This is a genomic window from Nonomuraea sp. KM90, assembly GCF_052246675.1.
Lineage (GTDB): Bacteria > Actinomycetota > Actinomycetes > Streptosporangiales > Streptosporangiaceae > Nonomuraea.
In genome coordinates, this window is record NZ_JBQQCB010000006.1 from 82,637 (window position 1) to 101,570 (window position 18,934).

Annotated in this window: 16 protein-coding genes; 6 read left to right on the forward strand and 10 right to left on the reverse strand. The window is 71.3% G+C overall.

Annotated features, from left to right (window positions below):
* Positions 1-7: 7 nt before the first annotated feature.
* Together ACTWPW_RS09555 and ACTWPW_RS09560 are read right to left on the reverse strand one after the other, a co-directional pair.
* Positions 8-658, reverse strand: a complete 651-nt coding sequence (locus ACTWPW_RS09555) for a M15 family metallopeptidase (RefSeq protein WP_443168470.1) — start codon at positions 656-658, stop codon at positions 8-10.
* Between the two features lie 12 nt (positions 659-670).
* Positions 671-1,819 carry an ROK family transcriptional regulator gene (locus ACTWPW_RS09560; protein ID WP_375115879.1) on the reverse strand — a complete coding sequence of 383 codons (1,149 nt, stop codon included), beginning with the start codon at positions 1,817-1,819 and terminating at the stop codon, positions 671-673.
* Between the two features lie 138 nt (positions 1,820-1,957).
* Here ACTWPW_RS09560 and ACTWPW_RS09565 point away from each other — a divergent pair, with 138 nt between their 5' ends.
* The 4 genes from ACTWPW_RS09565 to ACTWPW_RS09580 all read left to right on the forward strand — a co-directional run bounded on the left by ACTWPW_RS09565 (position 1,958) and on the right by ACTWPW_RS09580 (position 6,654).
* Positions 1,958-3,283, forward strand: a complete 1,326-nt coding sequence (locus ACTWPW_RS09565) for an extracellular solute-binding protein (protein ID WP_375115878.1) — start codon at positions 1,958-1,960, stop codon at positions 3,281-3,283.
* Between the two features lie 5 nt (positions 3,284-3,288).
* Positions 3,289-4,293 carry a carbohydrate ABC transporter permease gene (locus ACTWPW_RS09570; RefSeq protein ID WP_375115877.1) on the forward strand — a complete coding sequence of 335 codons (1,005 nt, stop codon included), beginning with the start codon at positions 3,289-3,291 and terminating at the stop codon, positions 4,291-4,293.
* Entirely contained in the window at positions 4,293-5,144 is an 852-nt protein-coding gene (locus tag ACTWPW_RS09575; protein WP_375115876.1) for a carbohydrate ABC transporter permease, read from the forward strand. The genes ACTWPW_RS09570 and ACTWPW_RS09575 overlap by 1 nt, the downstream gene beginning before the upstream one ends.
* A 70-nt stretch (positions 5,145-5,214) precedes the next feature.
* On the forward strand, positions 5,215-6,654 hold the full coding sequence (locus ACTWPW_RS09580) for a glycoside hydrolase family 3 protein (protein WP_375115875.1): 1,440 nt from the start codon (positions 5,215-5,217) through the stop codon (positions 6,652-6,654).
* A 116-nt stretch (positions 6,655-6,770) separates the two neighbouring features.
* Here the strand turns inward: ACTWPW_RS09580 and ACTWPW_RS09585 are convergent, their stop codons facing one another.
* The gene (locus tag ACTWPW_RS09585; RefSeq protein WP_375115874.1) at positions 6,771-7,952 is read right to left on the reverse strand and encodes an ROK family transcriptional regulator; all 1,182 of its coding nucleotides are present in this window, start codon (positions 7,950-7,952) and stop codon (positions 6,771-6,773) included.
* Between the two features lie 293 nt (positions 7,953-8,245).
* Here ACTWPW_RS09585 and ACTWPW_RS09590 point away from each other — a divergent pair, with 293 nt between their 5' ends.
* Positions 8,246-8,695, forward strand: coding sequence for an RrF2 family transcriptional regulator (locus ACTWPW_RS09590; protein WP_443168471.1), 450 nt, complete (start codon positions 8,246-8,248; stop codon positions 8,693-8,695).
* 15 nt (positions 8,696-8,710) lie between these two features.
* On the opposite strand, the gene ACTWPW_RS09595 is transcribed toward ACTWPW_RS09590, so the two are convergent.
* From ACTWPW_RS09595 to ACTWPW_RS09605, 3 genes are all read right to left on the reverse strand, one after another.
* On the reverse strand, positions 8,711-10,798 hold the full coding sequence (locus ACTWPW_RS09595; RefSeq protein WP_443168472.1) for an ATP-binding protein: 2,088 nt from the start codon (positions 10,796-10,798) through the stop codon (positions 8,711-8,713).
* Between the two features lie 174 nt (positions 10,799-10,972).
* Positions 10,973-12,883: a serine/threonine-protein kinase gene (locus ACTWPW_RS09600; protein WP_443168473.1), complete on the reverse strand. Its 1,911-nt coding sequence runs from the start codon at positions 12,881-12,883 to the stop codon at positions 10,973-10,975.
* Positions 12,880-14,799 (reverse strand): protein kinase domain-containing protein, encoded by a 1,920-nt coding sequence (locus tag ACTWPW_RS09605; protein ID WP_443168474.1) that lies wholly within the window; start codon positions 14,797-14,799, stop codon positions 12,880-12,882. Before ACTWPW_RS09605 ends, ACTWPW_RS09600 begins: the two co-directional genes overlap by 4 nt.
* A gap of 196 nt (positions 14,800-14,995) precedes the next feature.
* Here ACTWPW_RS09605 and ACTWPW_RS09610 point away from each other — a divergent pair, with 196 nt between their 5' ends.
* On the forward strand, positions 14,996-15,775 hold the full coding sequence (locus tag ACTWPW_RS09610; protein ID WP_375115869.1) for a DNA-formamidopyrimidine glycosylase family protein: 780 nt from the start codon (positions 14,996-14,998) through the stop codon (positions 15,773-15,775).
* Here the strand turns inward: ACTWPW_RS09610 and ACTWPW_RS09615 are convergent.
* The 4 genes from ACTWPW_RS09615 to rimO all read right to left on the reverse strand — a co-directional run bounded on the left by ACTWPW_RS09615 (position 15,772) and on the right by rimO (position 18,897).
* A complete protein-coding gene (locus ACTWPW_RS09615; protein ID WP_090929002.1) occupies positions 15,772-16,128 on the reverse strand; it encodes a helix-turn-helix domain-containing protein in 357 nt (118 codons plus the stop codon). The genes ACTWPW_RS09610 and ACTWPW_RS09615 overlap by 4 nt on opposite strands.
* Before the next feature lie 286 nt (positions 16,129-16,414).
* Positions 16,415-16,906, reverse strand: a complete 492-nt coding sequence (locus ACTWPW_RS09620; RefSeq protein WP_375115868.1) for a CinA family protein — start codon at positions 16,904-16,906, stop codon at positions 16,415-16,417.
* Positions 16,907-16,918: 12 nt separating this feature from the next.
* Positions 16,919-17,491, reverse strand: coding sequence for a CDP-diacylglycerol--glycerol-3-phosphate 3-phosphatidyltransferase (pgsA, locus tag ACTWPW_RS09625; RefSeq protein WP_364128255.1), 573 nt, complete (start codon positions 17,489-17,491; stop codon positions 16,919-16,921).
* On the reverse strand, positions 17,488-18,897 hold the full coding sequence (gene rimO, locus ACTWPW_RS09630; RefSeq protein ID WP_443168475.1) for a 30S ribosomal protein S12 methylthiotransferase RimO: 1,410 nt from the start codon (positions 18,895-18,897) through the stop codon (positions 17,488-17,490). Before rimO ends, pgsA begins: the two co-directional genes overlap by 4 nt.
* Positions 18,898-18,934 lie beyond the last annotated feature (37 nt).

Consider the following 18,934-nt stretch of genomic DNA (forward strand, 5'->3'; position numbering starts at 1 on the left):
TCGGTTGTCAACCGGTGAACTCCACGGGGCCGTACAGTGCGTGCCCGGCCTGCGTGGACATCGCCCAGTAACGGTCTCCGTACGACCAGTGCCACCATTCGGTCGGGTAGTTGACCAGACCGGCGGGCTCCAGGGCGGCGGCCAGGAGCTTGCGGTGGGCCCGGGCGTCGTCGGAGATGTTGGGGGCGGCGGTGTAGCAGGCGCCGTGGCTCTGCTCGGGGTTGTCGTTGACCGCGGTGCCCATGTCGTATTCGGTGCCGTCGGGGGCGCAGAGGGTGAGGTCCACGGCGGCGCCGGCGGTGTGGGGGGCGACTTCGACGGGCGACACGTACCGACTTGCCGCGATATATGACTCGTCGGGCGTCAAATCGGAGAATGTGGCTCTGTACTCGTCGAAGATGCGGCGCTGCGTGGCGATCGGCCGGTAGCCCTCGACGATCAGGAGGTGGTAGCCGTCGGGCAGCAGACTCTCCGCGTGCTCCAGCCGCAGCAGCAGGCCGGAGCGCAGGTGGGCGTACGCGCCCGCGCCGTCGGCCAGCCGCTGGTCCACGCGCAGCCGGCCGCGCACGTCCGCCAGTGGTTCGCCGCTCTCCCGCACCGGGATCGAGGTGACGCGGGGGTCGGAGATGAGCACGACATCGTTCGGGGACTGCCACATAGGCAGAAATTCTCACACAGTGTCGGAGAAGACCTGCTCCCGGGCCTGCTCCAGAGCCGCCACCAGGGCGCCCCGCAGCACCGGGTTCCCGGCCACCCTGGTGGTGACGACGGTCGGCTGGCTCGGGCACACGCGGGCCACGGCCTCCTGCACCTTCGCGGCCAGCCGGTCGCCGCCCGCCCGGCCGATGTCGCCGCTGAGCACGATGAGCCCGGGGTCGAGCACGACGGCCACGGCCGCGGCGCCCAGGGCCAGCCGGGCCGCGACGGCGTCCAGATAGCCCTCGTCGCCGCCGCGTACCAGGTCGGGCACCGTGGCGCCGGCCACGCCGTGCTCCTCGGCCAGCCCGCGCAGCGCGTCGTGGCCCACCAGGCGCTGGAACGAGCCCGACTGCGGCCGGGAGACGTCGGACGGCAGCGGCTCCCCCGGGACCGGCAGCCAGCCGATCTCGCCCGCGCCCCCGGTGATGCCCCGGTGCAGCCGGCCGCCCAGCATGACGCCGAGCCCCTGGCCGACGCCGGCCCAGATGACCACGAAGTCGTCGAACCCGACGGCCGCGCCGTGCCTGTGCTCGGCGAGCGCGACCAGGTTGACGTCGTTCTCGATGGTCACCGAGGCGCCGAGCGTCTGGCGCAGGCTGGCCAGCACGCCGACGTGCCAGGACGGCAGGTCGACGGACAGGCGCACGTCGCCGGTGACCGGGTCGACCACGCCCCTGGTGCCGATGACGAACGCGCGCAGCCGCGACAGGCTGACGTTCGCCGCGTCGCAGGCGCGCTGCACGGCCGCGTGCACCGCCTTGACCGGATCGCGGCCGTCGGAGGGGTTGAGCGTGATCTCCACCACCACCCGGCCTGTGATGTCCGCCACACCCACGGTGAGGCTGTCGGGCAGGACTTCGAGGCCGGCCACGTACGCGCTGGAGGGAACCACGGCGTACAGGGCGGCGTGCGGTCCCCGGCCGCCCGCGCGCTCTCCCGCGACCTCCACGAGCCCTCGATCCTCCAGTCGAGCGAGGAGCTGACCTGCGGTTACCTTGGAGAGCCCGGTCCGCTCGCCGAGTTCGGCACGGGTGAGAGGACCGTCTCCGAGGAGCAGTTCGAGCGCCGCGCGATCGTTCAACCGGCGCAGCAGCCGGGGGGTTCCCGGGTCTCGACTCATCGGCGCGCCCTCTCTCGTCACGATCGGCTAACGAGCGTTTCTTTTAAGAAAGTTTCTTGTTAGTTTAACAGCATCGTTCGGCATTTGACGATCAGCCTGGTGCGGACCGTAGGCCAGCACCCGGGAAGGGAGAACCCTGTGAGGATCGCGAAGATCACGGCCACTACGGTCACCACGGCCACGCTGGCCCTGGGACTGGCCGCCTGTGGATCCGGTGAAGAACCCCCCACGTCCTCACCCAGCGCAGCCGCCTCCGCCAGCGGCCCCAAGTACGCCGGCAAGACGCTGACCTTCTGGCGCCTGGGCGACAGCAACCCCGACGCCAAGAAGTACACCGACGAGCTGGTCGCCGAGTTCGAGAAGCAGACCGGCGCCAAGGTGAACGTCGAGTGGATCCCGTGGCCGCAGGTCAACGACAAGTTCACGGCCGCGGCGGCCGGTGGCGCCGGCCCCGACGTGACCGAGATCGGCAACGACCAGGTGCCGCTCTGGCAGAGCCAGGAAGCGCTGGAGCCGATCACCGACATCGTCGCCGCGGGCGACCAGGCCCAGATCCCCAAGAACCTGATGGGGCTGGAGACCATCGACGGCGAGACGTACGCCGTGCCGTGGGGCGGCGGCAGCCGGGCGGTGCTCTACCGCGCCGACTGGTTCAAGGAGCTCAAGATCGAGGTCCCCAAGACCTGGGACGACCTCGTGGCCGCCGCCAAGAAGATCCAGGAGAAGAAGGGCTCGGACGTCGACGGCTTCGCCTTCAACGGCGGCTCCGACGCCAACCACCTGCTCGGCGCCCTCGCCTGGACCTCCGGCGGCGAGTACGCCGTCAAGGAGGGCGACAAGTGGGTCGGCAAGCTGACGGACCCGGCCTTCAAGACCGGCTTCGCGCAGTACACCGGCCTCGTCACCGACGGCCTGTCCAGCAAGTCGCGGCTCAACCAGAACACCACCGAGATCCGCACCCGCTTCTCCAACAACAAGGTCGGCATGTACCTCACCGCGGCGTGGGACCTGGCGACCATCGAGGAGGAGAGCAAGGGCAAGGTCAAGGGCGACAAGCTGGCCTTCTTCCCGCTCCCGTCCAAGGACGGCGGCGAGGCGCAGTCGTTCCTCGGCGGCAACGACATCGCCGTCTGGGGCACCGCCAAGGAGAAGGACGCGGCCAAGGAGTTCGTGAAGCTCGCCTCCGGCAAGCAGTGGGGCGTCAAGTACGCCACCGACGGCGGCCTCCTGCCCGTCTACCCCGAGGCGCTGGCCGCGCTGTCCAGCGACCCGGTGCAGGCGCCGTTCGCGGCCGCCTTCGCCAAGGCCAAGGCCTTCCCCGCCGACCCGCAGTGGACCGAGGCCAACGAGACCAAGGCGGTGCTGCAGAACGCGGCCCGCAAGGTCATCGAGGGCAAGGCGTCCGCGGATGAGGCGCTGGCCGCGGCCAACAAGGAACTCGAAGACATCCTCAACGCGTCCTGAGTCCTATGACGAACACGTCAACGCTCCCCCGGGGTGGAGGTCGTTCCACCACCCCGGGGCGGCGCCGCGCGCGCCCGCCCCAGAAGGCCAGCGGGCTCCCCGTCTGGTCGATCCCCTACGTCCTGCTGGTCCCCGGGCTGCTGGTCATCGGCGCACTGCTGCTGTACCCGCTGGCCCAGATGGCGATCATCGCCTTCCAGAAGGTCGGCCTCGTCCAGATCTCGGGCCGTAAACCCGCCACCTGGGTGGGCCTCGAGAACTTCGCCAACATCCTCGAGAACGACATCTTCTGGTCCTCGCTCCGCAACTCGGTCGTGTTCGCCGCGATCGCGGTGCCGCTCACGCTCATCCTGGGCACCGCCGTCGGCGTCCTGCTGCAGCGGCTCGGCAAGAAGATGTCGCTGTTCGTGATCATCGGCATCATGTTCGCCTGGGCCGTCCCGCCGGTGGCGCAGGGCGTGATCTGGCGCTGGTTGTTCGACGCCGAGGCCGGGATCATCAACTGGGCGCTCAACCTGCTGCCCGACTGGCTCTCCAGCGCCCTGTTCGGCCGCGCCGACTGGACCGGCGAGCCCTGGCTCAACGACGCCTGGTCCATCTACATGGTGCTGATCATCTGCGTGGTCTGGGCCGGCTTCCCGTTCGTCGCCGTCTCGGTGCTCGCCGGGCTCAAGGGTGTCCCCGCCGAGCTCTACGAGGCCGCCAAGGTGGACGGCTCCGGGCCGTGGCGGACGTTCAGGAAGATCACGTTCCCGCTGCTGAAGCCGGTGTTCGCGGTGCTGACGGTGCTGTCGATCATCTGGGACTTCAAGGTCTTCTCCCAGCTGTACGTGCTGGCCGGGACCAACAACCGGGAGGCGTACAACCTGTCGATGTACGCGGTGACCGAGGCGTTCAAGGCCCCGCCGAAGATGGGGTCGGGCGCGGCCATCGCGGTGGTGCTGACGGTGATCCTGCTCGTCATCACCGCCGTGTACATCCGCCAGATCTTCAAGCAGGAGGAGCTGTGATGAGCCCGCTGGCCCGCAGGCGCCTGGGCAAGGCCGCGCTCAACACCGCGGGCGTGCTGGTCTTCCTGACGGCCACCTTCCCGGTGTACTGGATGGTCTCGACCGCCTTCAAGTCGAACGACCAGATCTTCACCACCGACTTCATCCCGATCCCGACCCACCTCACCTTCGAGCACGTCTCGCGCGTGCTCACCGACGGTGTGGCCGGGCACTCGATCTGGCTGTACATGCGCAACAGCGCCATCGTCGCCATCGCGACGGTGCTGATCGGTGCGGTCTTCGCGCTGCTGTCGGCCACGGCGATCGCGCGCTTCCGGTTCAAGGGCCGCACGGCGTTCCTGGGCCTGCTGCTCGTCGCCCAGATGATCCCCGCCGAGGCGCTGCTCATCCCGCTGTTCCTGAGCGTCAAGCGCCTGGGCCTCTACGACCAGCTGCTCGGGCTGATCGTCACGCAGGTGGCCCTGACGCTGCCGTTCGGGATCTGGATGTTGCGGACGTTCGTCGCCGCCGTGCCCAAGTCGCTGGAGGAGGCGGCCTGGATCGACGGCGCGAGCCGGTTCACCACCTTCTGGAAGGTGCTCTTCCCCCTGGTGGCTCCGGGTCTGGTCGCGACCAGCATCTTCTCGTTCATCACCGCGTGGAACGAACTGATCATGGCGCTGTACCTGCTCGGTGATCCCACCAAATACACCATGCCCGTCGCCCTGCAGTACTTCTTCGGGCAGAAGGGCACGGACTGGGGCGCCATCATGGCGACCTCCACGATGATGACCCTCCCGGTCGTCATCTTCTTCCTGCTCGTCCAACGCCGCATGGTCTCCGGCCTGGTCGCCGGGGCCGTGAAGGGCTGACAACACCAGCAAAGTCCCGTACGGCACGACGATGCCGTACCCGACCATGCCTGAAAACTGATGAGGAGCCATGAGTCAGAGTGATCGGGGGCTGCGCCGCCTCGCGGCCGGCACACTGCTCGTCGCCTTCCAGGGCACCACGGCGCCCGACTGGGTGCTGCGCGAACTGGAGCACGGTCTGGGCGGCGTCACGCTCTTCGGCTTCAACGTGGCCGACCCCGGCCAGGTGCTCGAGCTGACCACCGCGCTACGGGGAGCCGGTGAGCCCGTCATCTCGCTCGACGAGGAGGGCGGGGACGTCACGCGGCTCGCCTACCACGTCGGGAGCCCGTACCCGGGGAACGCGGCGCTGGGGGCCGTGGACGACGTCGAGCTGACCCGCCGGGTCTACCGGGCGATCGGCTCCGAGCTGGCCGCCTGCGGGATCAACCTGGACATGGCGCCCAGCGCCGACGTCAACACCGAGGCCGACAACCCGGTGATCGGCACCAGGTCGTTCGGGTCCGACCCGGAGCTGGTCGCCCGGCACACGGTGGCGGCCGTACGGGGCCTGCAGTCGGTGAACGTGGCCGCCTGCGTCAAGCACTTCCCCGGCCACGGCGCCACCCGGGTGGACTCGCACCTGGCCGTGCCCGTGGTGGACGTCAGCATGGACGTCCTGCGGGCGCGGGAGCTGGCGCCGTTCCGCGCCGCGATCGGCGCGGGGGCCAAGTCGGTGATGACCGCGCACGTCGCGGTTCCGGTGGTGACGGGCGAGACGCCCGCCACGCTGTCCGGCGCCGCGCTGACCGGGCTCCTCAGGGGCGAGCTCGGCTACGACGGCGTGGTCGTCACCGACGCGCTCGACATGCACGCGATCACCCGCAGCGTCGGCCTGGCCGGGGGCGCCGTGCTGACCATCGCGGCCGGGTCCGACCTGCTGTGCCTGGGCCCGCTGCCCACCTATGACGATGTGCAGGCGATCATCGCCGAGATCGTCTCCGCCGTGCACGAGGGCCGGCTGCCGGCGGCCCGGCTGGAGGAGGCGGCCGCCCGGGTGGCCGCCCTGCGGGCCTGGGCCGGCGCGCCGGAACGGTTCGCGGCCGAGCAGAACGTCGTCGGGCTGGACGCGGCGCGCCGCGCCGTACGCCTGACCGGCTCCGCCAAGCCCCTGGTCGAGCCCCTGGTGATCGAGGTGGACACCCCGCCGACGATCGCCGTGGGCGACGTGCCGTGGGGGGTGGGCCCGTGGCTGCCGGACGCCGAGATCGTCCGGGTCAAGCCCGCGGCCGCCGACGTCCAGGACCTGCTGGCCAAGGCCGCGAACCGGTCGCTGGTCGTCGTGGTCAAGGACGCGCACCGCCACCACGAGAGCCGGGATCTGGTCTCCGCGCTGGTCGCGGCCCGCCCCGACACGACCGTGATCGAGATGGGCCTGCCCGTCTGGCAGCCCGGGAGCGCGGCCTACATCGCCACGTACGGCGCCGCCCGCGCCAACGCCCAGGCGGCCGTCGAACTCCTGACCGCCTGACCCCGCCTTACCCGCTCTCTCCTCTTCCCCGCGCTCCGGGGGTGGAGAGGGCGTGGGGCGGGTGACCGGCGGGCGATCGAGCCAGGGCCCCCTCCGAGGAGGCCGGCGGGCCGGGATCAGGTGGCCAGCAGCTCCTCGCGCGCCTGGTCCAGGGCGGCCAGCACGGCGCCGCGCAGGACCGGGTTCTTGTCGGTCACCGTCGTCGTGACCACCTGGGGGCGCACCGGGCAGATCCGGGCCACGGCCTCCTCCACCCGCGACGTCAGCGCGGCCCCGCCCGCGTGCCCCACCTCACCGGCCAGCACCACCAGCCCGGGGTCGAGGATCACGCACACCGCCGCCACCCCCAGGGCCAGCCGCCGCGCGACCTCGTCGAGCAGCGGCTCCCCCTCGGCACCGGCGGCCACCGCCACCTTGACGCACTCGCCGGCGCTGCCGGCGGCGAAGCCGTAGCTCCGGGCCAGCTCGCTCACCGCCTCGGCGCTGACCAGCGACTGCAGCCCGCCCGCCAGCGAGGGCAGCCGCCCCGGCTCGGTACGGATGTCCTCGGGCAACGGCACGCCGGGCACCGGCAGGTAGCCGATCTCCCCCGCGCTGCCCGAACGTCCCCGGTGCAGCTTGCCGCCCAGCATGATGGCCAGGCCCAGGCCCCGGCTCGACCACAGCAGCACGAAGTCGTCGATGCCCGTGGCCGCACCGTCGACGCGCTCGGCGATGGCGGCGAGGTTGACGTCGTTCTCGATCGTCACCTCGCGCCGCAGGTCGCCGGCCAGGGCCTCGTGGATGCCCTCGTGCCAGCCGGGCAGGTCGAAGGAGAAGCGGATGTCGCCGCTGCGCGGGTCGACCACGCCGGGGGTGCCGATCACCACGCCGCGCAGCTTGGCGATGCTCACCTTGGCGCTGCGGCACGCCTTGACGATCGCGCCGTGCACCACCGAGACCGGGTCGTCGTGGCCGTTGGGGTCGACCGTGACCTCGGCGATCGTACGGCCGTGGATGTCGGCGACGGCCGTGGAGATCAGCTCGGGGCCGACCTCGAGCCCCGCGACGTACGCGCTGGAGGGGATCACCGAGTAGAGCGCCGCGTTGGGGCCGCGCCCGCCGGCCTGGGCGCCGACCACCTCGACCAGCCCGCGCTCCTCCAGCCTGGCCAGCGTCTGCGAGGCGGTGACCTTGGACAGGCCGGTCAGGTCGCCGATCTGCCCGCGCGTCATCGGCCCGGTGGCCAGCAACAGCTCCAGCGCGGCCCGGTCATTGATCTCCCGCAGAAGTCTGGGCACACCAGGGCGTCGCTCCACGCTGAATCCCGCCGTCGCAATCGAATGACCGTAATCGAAAAGATTATTGGAAGTTTAGCGCCACGGCCTTGCGCGCCACCGCAGGTGAACACGAGGATGCCTCATGGTCATCCCCTGGGCCCGGCCACCGTGCTCGCGCTCGGCATCGTAGTCCTCTTCGATGTCCTGCGCGTCCAGGCGAGGGTTCGCAGGCTCGTGTCCGCCCAGGTGCCGAGGTTGCCGTATTCGGATCACCTGCCCGTTCTGACGACCTTGCGCCTAACCAGTGTTGACCAGGAGGGATAATCGAGAACATGCGCCTATCCGCTCGTGTCGACTACGCCCTCCGCGCCGCCGCCGAACTCGCCGCAGCCGGTGCAGGCCCGACTACTGTGGGCGAGCTCGCCAAAGAGCAGGACATGCCGCCCAAATACCTTGAGAACATCCTGCTGCAGATGCGCCGCGCCGGGCTCGTACGCGGCCAGCGCGGGCCCGAGGGAGGCTACGTGCTGGCCAGGCCGGCCGCCCAGATCTCCCTGGCCGACGTGATCAGGGCGGTCGACGGCCCCCTGGCCAACGTCCGCGGCGAGCGGCCAGAGCACGTCGGCTACCGGGGGCCCGCCGAGTCGCTGCAGCAGGTGTGGATCGCGCTGCGGGCCACCGAGCGCTCGATCCTGGAGGAGGTCACGCTCGAGCACGTCGCCTCCGGAACGCTGCCCGAGCGCATCCGCCTGCTCGCCGCCGACCCCGCCGCCTGGGACTGACACCACCCCGGAAGATCAGCGCAGGGTGGGCCCACCCAGCGCGTACGCCACGCCCGCGTCCAGATCTGCCTCCCGACCGGCCCGGAAGGCGCTGTCGTAGGCCCCGTCGCCGAGCACCTTCCGCACCCGGCTCTCGCACGCCTGGCGGGCGGTCACCACCTCCGGCAGGCCGATCCGCCGCTTGCCGAGGGTGTCCCAGATCGCCTCGGCCAGGCCCAGCATGCGCGCGGCCCGCTCCCCCTCCCCCGCGGCCACCGCCGCCGGGGCGAGCACGTCGATCGCCATCGCCATGCCCACGCTGTCGTGCAGCCGCCACTTCACCTCCAGCCCCGCCTGCGCGTACGCCAGGGCCTCCGCGGCCCGGCCGCCCGCCAGCTCGGCCTGGGCCCGCAGGACGTCGCCGTAGGCGCGCTGCCAGCGCTCGCCGTGCCGGTCGCACAGCGCCCGCAGCCGCTCCAGCACGGCGATGGCCTCCTCGTGGTGCCCGGTGACCGTCAGGGAGAGGCTGTAGCAGTTGAGCACCAACAGCGTGGGGAAGACGACGACGGAGTCGCCGGCCCCGTCGATCAGCCTCCTGGCCAGCTCGGCGGTGCGCGCGTGGTCGCCGGCGAGCAGCCTGGAGCACACGACGGCGCTCCTGGCGGCCAGCACCGCTTCCGCGTCGCCCTGCCGCTCGGCCTCGGCCAGGCACTCGACGGCCAGCTTCTCCGCCAGGGCCTCCTCGCCCTGGCACAGCATGACGAAGCTGCAGGCCCACAGCGCCTTGTTGCGGGCCGGGCCGGGCTCGCGGTCCTGGGCGAGCGCGCGTTCCAGGTAGTGCTGCCCCTCCTTGGGGAACCCGCAGGGATACCAGAAGAACCACAGCGCCCCGGCGAGCTCCAGCGCCGCGTGCCCCTCCGGCCGGGCCAGGCAGAACTGCAGCGCGGCCCGCAGGTTGTCGTGCTCGGCCGTCATCCGGTCGTACCAGGAGTACTGGTCGGGCCCGATCCAGCAGGCGTCCCCCTCGCGGGCCAGCGCCAGGTAGTAGTCGCGGTGCCGGCGCCGCAGGCGCTCGTCCTGGCCCAGGTCCTTCAGCCAGATGCCGCCGAACTCGCGGATGGTGTCCAGCATCCGGTAGCGGTCGCCGGCGCCGGTCGGCTCCCAGATCAGGATCGACTTGTCCGCGAGCGACTCGAGCAGCTGGGGGATCTGCCAGCTCGGCAGCCGGTCGTCGGCGCAGACCTCCTTCACCGCGACCGGGTCGATGCCGCCCGCGAACACCGAGGCCCGCGCCCACAGCAGCCGCTCGGCCGGGGTGCACAGCTGGTGGCTCCAGCCGATGGCCGTGCGCAGGGCCTGGTGCCAGGGCGGGTCGGCCTCGTACACCTTGCGCTCGGTGGTGCCCAGCACGTCGAACCGGTCCTCCAGCCGCTCGGCCAGCCGTTCGACGGGCAGCTCGCGCAGCCGGGCGGCGGCCAGCTCGATGGCCAGCGGCAGCCCCTCCAGCCGCCGGCACACCCGCATCATGGCCTCGCGGTTGTGCTCGTCGACGGCGAAGCCGGGCACCGCCGCGGCGGCCCGGTCGGCCAGCAGCGCCACCGCGTCGCCGTCCGCCCAGGTGGACCCGCTCGGCACCGGCAGCGGCTCCACCGCGAAGACCTGCTCGTCCCGGCAGCTCAGCGAGCGGCGGCTGGTGGCCAGCACGCGCAGCCCGGGAGCGGCGGCCAGGAGCGCCTCGACCGTCGCCGCGCACTCCCCCGCCACGTGCTCGCAGGTGTCGAGCACGAGCAGCAGCTCCCGCCCGGCCAGGTAGCCGGCCAGCATCTCGGTGACCGGGCGGGCGGCCTGGTCGGTCAGCGGCAGCGACTCCGCGATCGCGTACGGCAGCGCACTGCCCTCGGCCAGCGGCGACAGCGCCACCAGCCAGACCCCGTCGGCGAAGTCCCCCTGCAACCCGGCGGCGGCGCGCAGGGCGATCCTGGTCTTCCCGACCCCCGCCACCCCCGTGACGGTCACCAGCCGGGACCCGGCGAGCAGCGCCCGCAGCACGGCGACCTCCTCGCGGCGCCCGATCAGCGTCGTGGTCTCGCTGGGCAGGTTCCCCCGCCACCGGCTTGCTTGCACGATCGTCACCTCACAGCGCTAGGCATGCACCACAGTTTGCCGGAACCACGCCCGCACCGTCACTAAAAGTGAGAAGGTGACTACTCACCACCAGACCAGCCCAGAAGTCCGTGCCGCCCTCCGACGGGCTGACGCTGATCCTGGCCCAGCCCGCCCGAGCCCCGGTCCACGAAGTCACTTCCTGGAGTACCAGAGCACGATCGCGTCGAGTTCGGCCTTGGGCCCGGTCGCCAGGGTCCGTACGACGCGCCCGGTCGCGTCCATCATGACGACGTCCGTGTTCCCGCCGTCCGGCCTGGACCCGAGGAAGTGCTGATCGTCCAGCCAGCCGCTGTAGCCGACGCCCTTGGGCAGCCGGATCTCGCCCTTCCTGGCGCCGGCCTTCTCATCCCAGACACAGATATTGTGCGAATTCTCCCGGCATTTCGTGGCGAAAATCGTCCCCAGGGCCGTCCGCTCCGCCTGCCTCACCACCAGCTCCCCCAGCCCCGAGAAGGCCCGCAGCTGCCTGCCGTCGAGGTCCAGCGCCCGTATCACCCCACCGGGCGCCTGATACAGCACGCTGGCGTCGTCGGAGCCCCACACATAGCGGATCTTGCCCGCCCCGGTCACCTTGGTGACCTTGACCGACCCGGCGACCGGGTCCACCACCGCGAAGCCCACCGCCCGGTCCGACGCGCTGGTGTCGATGACGGTCGCCAGCAGCCGCCGCCCGTCGCCGGACCAGCGCGGGGCCATCAGCGTGGCGGGCTTGTCCACGGTACGCAGCTCGCGCTCCCGGCCGGTGCGATCGCGCAGCCGGATGGTCTCGAAGTCGTCCCGCTTGAGCCGGGTGAAGGACAGGGACGCGACGTAGCCGCCCCCGGGCGAGGTGATCGGCTCCTCCCACATACCGAAGAAGGAGAAGGCGCCCGTGGCCGGATCCCGCACGTACGTCGGGTAGGTGCCGGTCTTGCGCTGGTCGTGGTAGGAGGACACCCAGACGGCGTCGGCGGGGTTCTCGAACAACGTGATGCGGGTGTCCGGGATCTTCAGCTCCGACTGCGACGTGAGCGCCATCGGCCCCGGACGCGGCACCGGCAGCGGCGCCGGGGTGGGCGCGGGCGGCCTCGGCGCCGGCGCGGGCCTCAGGAGCAGTACGGTGGCCGCGACCGCCAGGGCGGTGCCCGCCGCCCCGGCCATCAGCGGCCATCGCCTGCGGGCACGTGCGGGAGGCGTGGGAGGCGCCGCGGACTGGCGGCCCTCGGCCAGCAGCCGCTGCGCCCCGGTGTCGCGCAGCGCCTGCTCCGGCAGGCGGTGCCCGAGCAGGGTGAGCAGCGCCCGCGCCGCCGTGGGGCGGGCCCTCGGCTCCTTGGCCAGGCAGCGCGCGGCCAGGTCCCGCAGGTCGCCGTCGAGGCCGCCGAGATCGGGCTCGGCATGCATGATGCGGTTGATCAGCGCGGGCAGGGCGCCCGTACCGAACGGCGGTCGCCCCGTCGCGGCGGCCACCATGGTCGCGGCCCACGCGAACAGGTCCGAGGCCGCCCCCGCCGGACGGCCGTCGAACTGCTCGGGAGCCATGTACGGCGGCGTCCCCACCAGATGCTCGCCGCTCTCCGACTCCCCCAGCGCGCGGGAGATGCCGAAGTCGATCACCCGGGGCCCGTCCCTGCTGAGCAGCACGTTGCCGGGCTTGAAGTCCCGGTGCACGACTCCCGCCTGGTGGATGGCGGCCAGCGCGGTGAGCGTCCCGATCGCCAGCCGCCGCAGCTCCGCCCCGCGCAACGGGCCCCGCTCCTGGATCACCTCGGCCAGCGAGGGGCCGTCCACGTACTCGCTCACGACGTACGGGGTGCCGCCGAGCTCCCCGCTCGCCAGCACCTGCGCGGTGCAGAACGCCTTGACCCGGCGCGCGTACCCGATCTCCTGGCCGAAGCGCGCCAGCGCGTCGGGTTCGTCCAGGCCCGCGCCCAGCATCTTGATCGCCACCCGCGTCCCGTCGGTCGACTCGCCCAGGTAGACGACGCCCTGGCCGCCCTCCCCGAGCCGCCCCACGACGCGGTGGCCGTCGATCTGGACGGGGTCGCCCGTGGCCAGCGGTTTCATGAGCGGGGCACCGGCGCGTACTGCAGCAGGGCCGGCTTCTTGGTGGAGACGTCGGCCAGGACGCGTGCGGTCTTGCCGAAGAAGTCGATGACCTGGACGACCTCGGTGTCCTTCTTCTTACCGGGATCCTGCACGAGGAGGTGCTTGTCGTTGAACCAGCCGATGAAGCTGCCCTCGGCGGTCCCGGAGGGCACCGTCGCCAGCCGGGCGCCCGTCCGGGCGTCCCAGACGCAGTAGTCCTTCTCGCCGCCCGGGCAGATGGTGGCCAGCCGCTTGCCGGACGGCGAGAACCACTGCGTGCCGCGCGGCAGGCCGACCCAGTGCCACGTCTTGGTGACCTCGCCCGACATGTCGTAATACTCGATCCCACCCCGCTTGCCGTCCCAGTAGCCCCGGACGATCGAGCCGTCCGGGGCGAAGGTGTAGGCGAGGGACGGGTTGTCGAGGTACTCGGTCTCGACGTGCACGGCCTTCCTGGTGGCCAGGTCGACGACCACGAACCCCACGAGCCGCCACGGTTCCTTGCTGGAGTCGTGGACCGAGAGCAGCAGCCTGCCGCCGTCCCTGGACCAGACGGGATTCAGGTGCTGCAAGGGTCTCTTGACCGTGCTGACGACGAAGGATTCGCCGGTGGACATCCTGGTGAACTTGATCTGGTCCAGCTCGGAGGTCTGGAACTTGAGCATGGGGTTGAGCGCCACCCAGTCACCGCCGGGCGAGATGACGGGCTGCTCGCCCGTACCCACGGCCTTGAACGTGCCGTTCCTGTCCCGGGCGTAGGACGTGTACTTGTCGGTGGAGCCCATGTAGGCCATCATCCGGACCGGGTCCTTGGAGTGCTCGTGCAGCGTGATGCCGATCGCCGGCAGCTCCGTGTCCTTCTCCGCCTTCTTCTCCACCGCCTCCAGCGGCGCCTCCGTCTGGGCCGACGTGATCGTGGGCGTGCCCGCGGGGGTGGCCGAGGTCGTGGCGGCGGCCGTGCTCCTGGCCGGCGTGGGGTCACCGGCCACGGCGTACACGCCCGCGCCCGCCACGAGCGCCCCGGCGGCGAACGCGGCCACCAATGCCGGCACGCTCCCGCCCCGCCGGGCCGGCGGCTTGGTCTCGTGGACCGGCGGCGCGGCGACCTCCACCCGCCCGGTCAGGAACGACGTCTGGCCGACCAGCCGCAGCAGCACCTCGCTGGCGGCCGGCCGGGCGGCCGGATCCTTGTCCAGGCAGGCCACGATCAGGCCGTGCAGCTCGCCGAGGTCGGGCAGGTCCGGCTCGCCGTTGACGATGCGATCGACGGTGCCGCTCATGGAGCCGCCCTCGAAGGGCGAGGCGCCGCTCGCGGCGAACACCATGGTCGCCGCCCACGAGAACACGTCGGCCGCCGGCTCGGCACCACCGCCGCGCAGCCGCTCGGGCGCGGTGTAGGCGGGCACGGCCACCTTGCGGGTCGAGACGGACGCCTCGGCCATCGCCTGTTCCAGGCCGGCGTCGATCACCCGGGGCCCGTCGGGGCCGAGCACCACGTTGCCCGGCCTGATGTCGCCGTGGACCAGCCCCGCCTGGTGGATGGCGACCAGCGCGGTGATCGTGCCCGTCGCCAGCCGGTAGAGCCCGACCCCGCCGACGGATCCGCCGACCTCTTTCAGCGTGGGACCGTCCACGAGCTCCGTGACGAGGTACACCTGCTCGTCGTGCACGCCCATGTCCAGGATCTGCGCGCTGCCCACCGCGGACGCGGCCCGCAGCGGCTCCATGACCCGCAGGAAGGGCTCGGCCTCCATCTCGGCCGGTAACAGGCGGACGACGACGGCCTCCCCGGTCCTGGAGATCCCGGCGAAGACGCCGGACCCCAGCCGCCCGCTCAACCGGTATTCCGCGACCTCCGCGGGATCTCCCGCGCGTAAATCCGTGATCTCCGGCATGCCGCGCTCAAGCCTTCCGTCAAGGCCCAGTCCTGATCAGCATTATGTCCGCGAACACCCGCAAAGGCAGCAAAACGGGTCAAGGTTCATCACGCGATCGGTCAAGAAGACGCGCGTGAAGCCCTCCGCCGTCACCATTGCCCACACCGCCACAAAGCCCGCAGCGTCACGAAGGGCGGATTTCTACACTGGAGGGGTGCCCGAAGGAGATGCCGTCTACCGCACGGCCGCCCGCCTGCGGGGCGCGCTCGACGGGCGCGTCCTCACCCGGTCGGACTTCCGCGTCCCCCGGCACGCCACCGCCGACCTCACCGGCCGCGCGGTCGTCACCACTGTCTCCCGGGGCAAGCACCTGCTCACCCGCGTCGACGGCGGCCTCACCGTCCACACCCACCTGCGCATGGACGGCAGCTGGCAGATCATGCCCGCCGGCCGGCGCACCGCCCCCGGCGACCGGGTGCGGCTGATCCTGGCCAACGAGCAGTGGCAGGCGGTGGGGATCAAGCTGGGGATGGTGGATCTCGTCCGCACGGACGACGAGGCACGCCTGGTGGGCCACCTGGGGCCGGATCTGCTCGGCGCGGACTGGGACCCGGACGAGGCCGTGCGAAGGCTGCGAGAGGCACCCGACAGGACCATCGGGGAGGCGCTGCTCGATCAGCGCAACCTGGCGGGGATCGGCACGATCTATCGCGCCGAGACCCTTTTCCTGCGCGGAATCTGGCCGTGGAAGAAGGTCGGGGAGATCGAGGATCTCAACGGGCTCGTGTCACTGGCCCAGCGACTGCTGGACGCCAACAGGGGACATGCGGGCACGGTGACCACAGGCGATCGCCGCCCGGCGAATCAGACCTGGGTCTATGGCAGGGCAGGGAGACCCTGTCGCCGATGCGGCACCCGCATCAGCCGTGGGGAGATGGGGGCGCAGCCACAGGAACGGCTGATCCTGTGGTGTGCTGGCTGCCAGCCGCGTTAGGCAGCCACCATGTCCTTGACTTCGGGGAACACGGAGTCGGAAATCGACCCGGGAACCGTCTCCGAAAGGGGCAGCCGCTCGTGCTCGGGCACGTCGGCAAGCACAGGGGCAGCCTGGAGCTCCGCCAGCGCGAACTGGTCGGAAACCTCACGCAACACCTGCGAAAGCGGCACTCCGAGCGCGCCGCAAATGGACGCGAGCAGCTCGGACGAGGCCTCTTTCTGGCCACGCTCCACTTCGGACAAGTAACCGAGCGAAACCCGGGCCAGCGTGGACACCTCGCGTAGCGTGCGTCCCTGCCGCACCCGCAACCGCCTCAGCACGTCACCGAGCAGCTGACGCAGCAGAATCATCTGTCGCTCCCTCCCCGGCGCGGATGTCTTCACCACGCCCCGCGCGATCGGATCGTGCCGCACATTGGTCTTCTTAGCTTCGTACATACTCCTCGCCGTCATCACTGGGCGTCGCCGCCCCTGGACCGCCGCTCGTGCCTCGTTGCGCGACTCATCAGGCCCGCCTGCCGGGCGCTCGGTGCTTGCAGTTGGCTCACGGACCTCACTCACAGCTCCACCGTACCCGTATCCACCGACACCGCGTCAGACCGCGCATCGCATGTTCGCTCGGGACGTAACACGGTAATCACCCGGAATGTTCCCCTATGTTCGCCTTCAGCACACCTGACAGTAGATCGACTGCCTCGTCCACCGTCTCTACCCTGATACGTTCACGCGACCCTTCAAGGCTCAATTCCCGGGCCCAAATCCGCCCGCCAGGCCCGCAGACGGCGATGTGCACGGTGCCGACGGGCTTGCCGTCCTGCGGCTCCGGCCCGGCCACCCCCGTCACGGCCACGCCGTACGTCGCCCCGCACAGCCGCGCGACCCCCGCCGCCATGCCCGCCGCCACCTCGGGGTGCACCGCCCCTTCGCGCCGCAGCAGCCCCTCCGGCACTCCCAGCAGCTCCCGCTTGAGATCGGTGGCATAGGAGATGACCCCGCCCCTGAACGCCTTGGAGGAGCCGGAGACCGAGGTGATCGCCGCCCCGATGAGCCCACCGGTCAGCGACTCGGCCACGGCCACCGTGGCGTCCTGGGCCACCAGCATCGCCAGGGCCTCGGCCACGTCAGCCATCGCTCACTCCGATCACTCCCCGCGCGCCTGCCTGGCCACTTTACGCAGCTTCAGAGCCCGGAAGATGTAGTCGGCGCCCGTGACCACGGTGACGACGGTCGCCGCGCCCATCACCACCCACCGGACGGGCCCCGGCACGAAAGGCAGGAGATAGAGCACGATGGCGGCGATCTGCAGCACGGTCTTGACCTTGCCGCCGTAGCTGGCCGGGATGACCGCGTGCCGCAGCAGCAGGAACCGGAGGATCGTGATGCCCACCTCCCTGCCGAGGATCACGATCGTGACCCACCACGGGAGCTCGTCGAGGATCGACAGGCACACCAGCGCGGCCCCGGTGAGCGCCTTGTCGGCGATCGGGTCGGCGATCTTGCCGAAGTCGGTGATGAGGCCGTAGCGCCTGGCCAGCTCCCCGTCGAGGTGGTCGGTGAACGAGGCCACCGCGAACACCGCCAGGGCGGCCACCCGCCACCCCGTGCCGGGCAGGAAAAGACAGACGACGAAGAAAGGGACGAGCGCCAACCGGAGGACCGTGAGGACGTTGGCGATGTTCCACGGGCTTACCACGCGGCGCTCGTCCCTTTTCATGGACCGGCCTTGATGCGCGCGATCAGGTCAACCCCCTCGGCATCGACCACGAGCGCGCGCACGATCTGCCCCTTGACCAACCCGATGCCCTGAACCGTGACGGAGCCGTCGACCTCGGGCCCCTGGTGGGCCGCCCTGCCCTCGTAGCCGCCGTCGCCCAGGTCGTCGTCGATCAGCACGTCGACCTCGGTGCCGATGCGCTCTTCCGCGCGCTGGGCGGTCAGCTCCTCGGCCAGCTCGGTGAGCACGCGCACGCGCTCGTCGATGACCTCCTGCTCCAGCTTGCCCGGCAGCCCGGCCGCCTCGGTGCCGTCCTCGTCGGAGTAGCCGAACACGCCGATGACGTCGAGCCTGGCCGCCTCCAGGAACCCGACCAGGTCGCCGAACTCCTCCTCCGTCTCGCCCGGGAAGCCCACGATGAAGTTGGAGCGCACGCCCGCCTCGGGGGCGCGCTCGCGGATGCTCTCGAGCAGCCCGAGGAAGCGCTCGGGGTCGCCGAAGCGGCGCATCCGGCGCAGCACCGTGCCGCTGGCGTGCTGGAAGGACAGGTCGAAGTAGGGCACGACCCCGTCGGTGCCGGTGAGCACGTCGATCAGGCCGGGGCGCAGCTCGGCCGGCTGGAGATAGCTGACGCGCACGCGCTCGATGCCCTCGACGGCCGCGAGCTGGGGCAGCAGCTTCTCCAGCGCCCGCAGGTCGCCCAGGTCCTTGCCGTAGGAGGTGGAGTTTTCGCTCACGAGGACGAGCTCGCGCACGCCCCTGTGGGCCAGCCAGTCGGCCTCGGCCAGCAACTCGTCCGGCTTGCGCGAGACGTAGGAGCCGCGGAAGGCCGGGATGGCGCAGAACGAGCAGCGCCGGTCGCAGCCCGAGGCCAGCTTGAGCGAGGCCACGGGGCTCTCGTCGAGCCGCTTGCGCAGGACCCGCGGCCCGCTGGCGGGCGCCAGGCCCTCCGGCAGGTCGCCGTGGCCCGGGATGTTGGCCTTGGGCGCGCCGGCACGATCCACCGGCGAGATGGGAAGCAGGGTGCGGCGGTCGCGTGGCGTGTGCGGCTTGAGCGGCCGGCCGGCGAGCACGTCGTCGAGACGGCCGCCGATCTCGGCGTAGTCGTCGAAGGAGATGACCGCGCTGGCCTCCGGCAAAGCCTCGGCCAGCTCGTTGCCGTAGCGCTCGGCCATGCAACCCGCGGCCACCACCTTGGCGCCGGAGTCCGCGGCGGCCAGGAGGGTGTCGATGGAGTCTTTCTTGGCCGAGTCAATGAAGCCACACGTGTTGACGACGACGACCTCGGGGTCGTCGTCGCCCAGCTGCCAACCGGCAGCCTCGAGTCGCGCGGCCAGCTCCTCGGAGTCGACCTCGTTGCGCGCGCAGCCCAGAGTGATCAGCGATGCGGTTCGGCGGGATGACATGGTGAAGACTACGGTATCGGGAGTTGGCCACCACCCG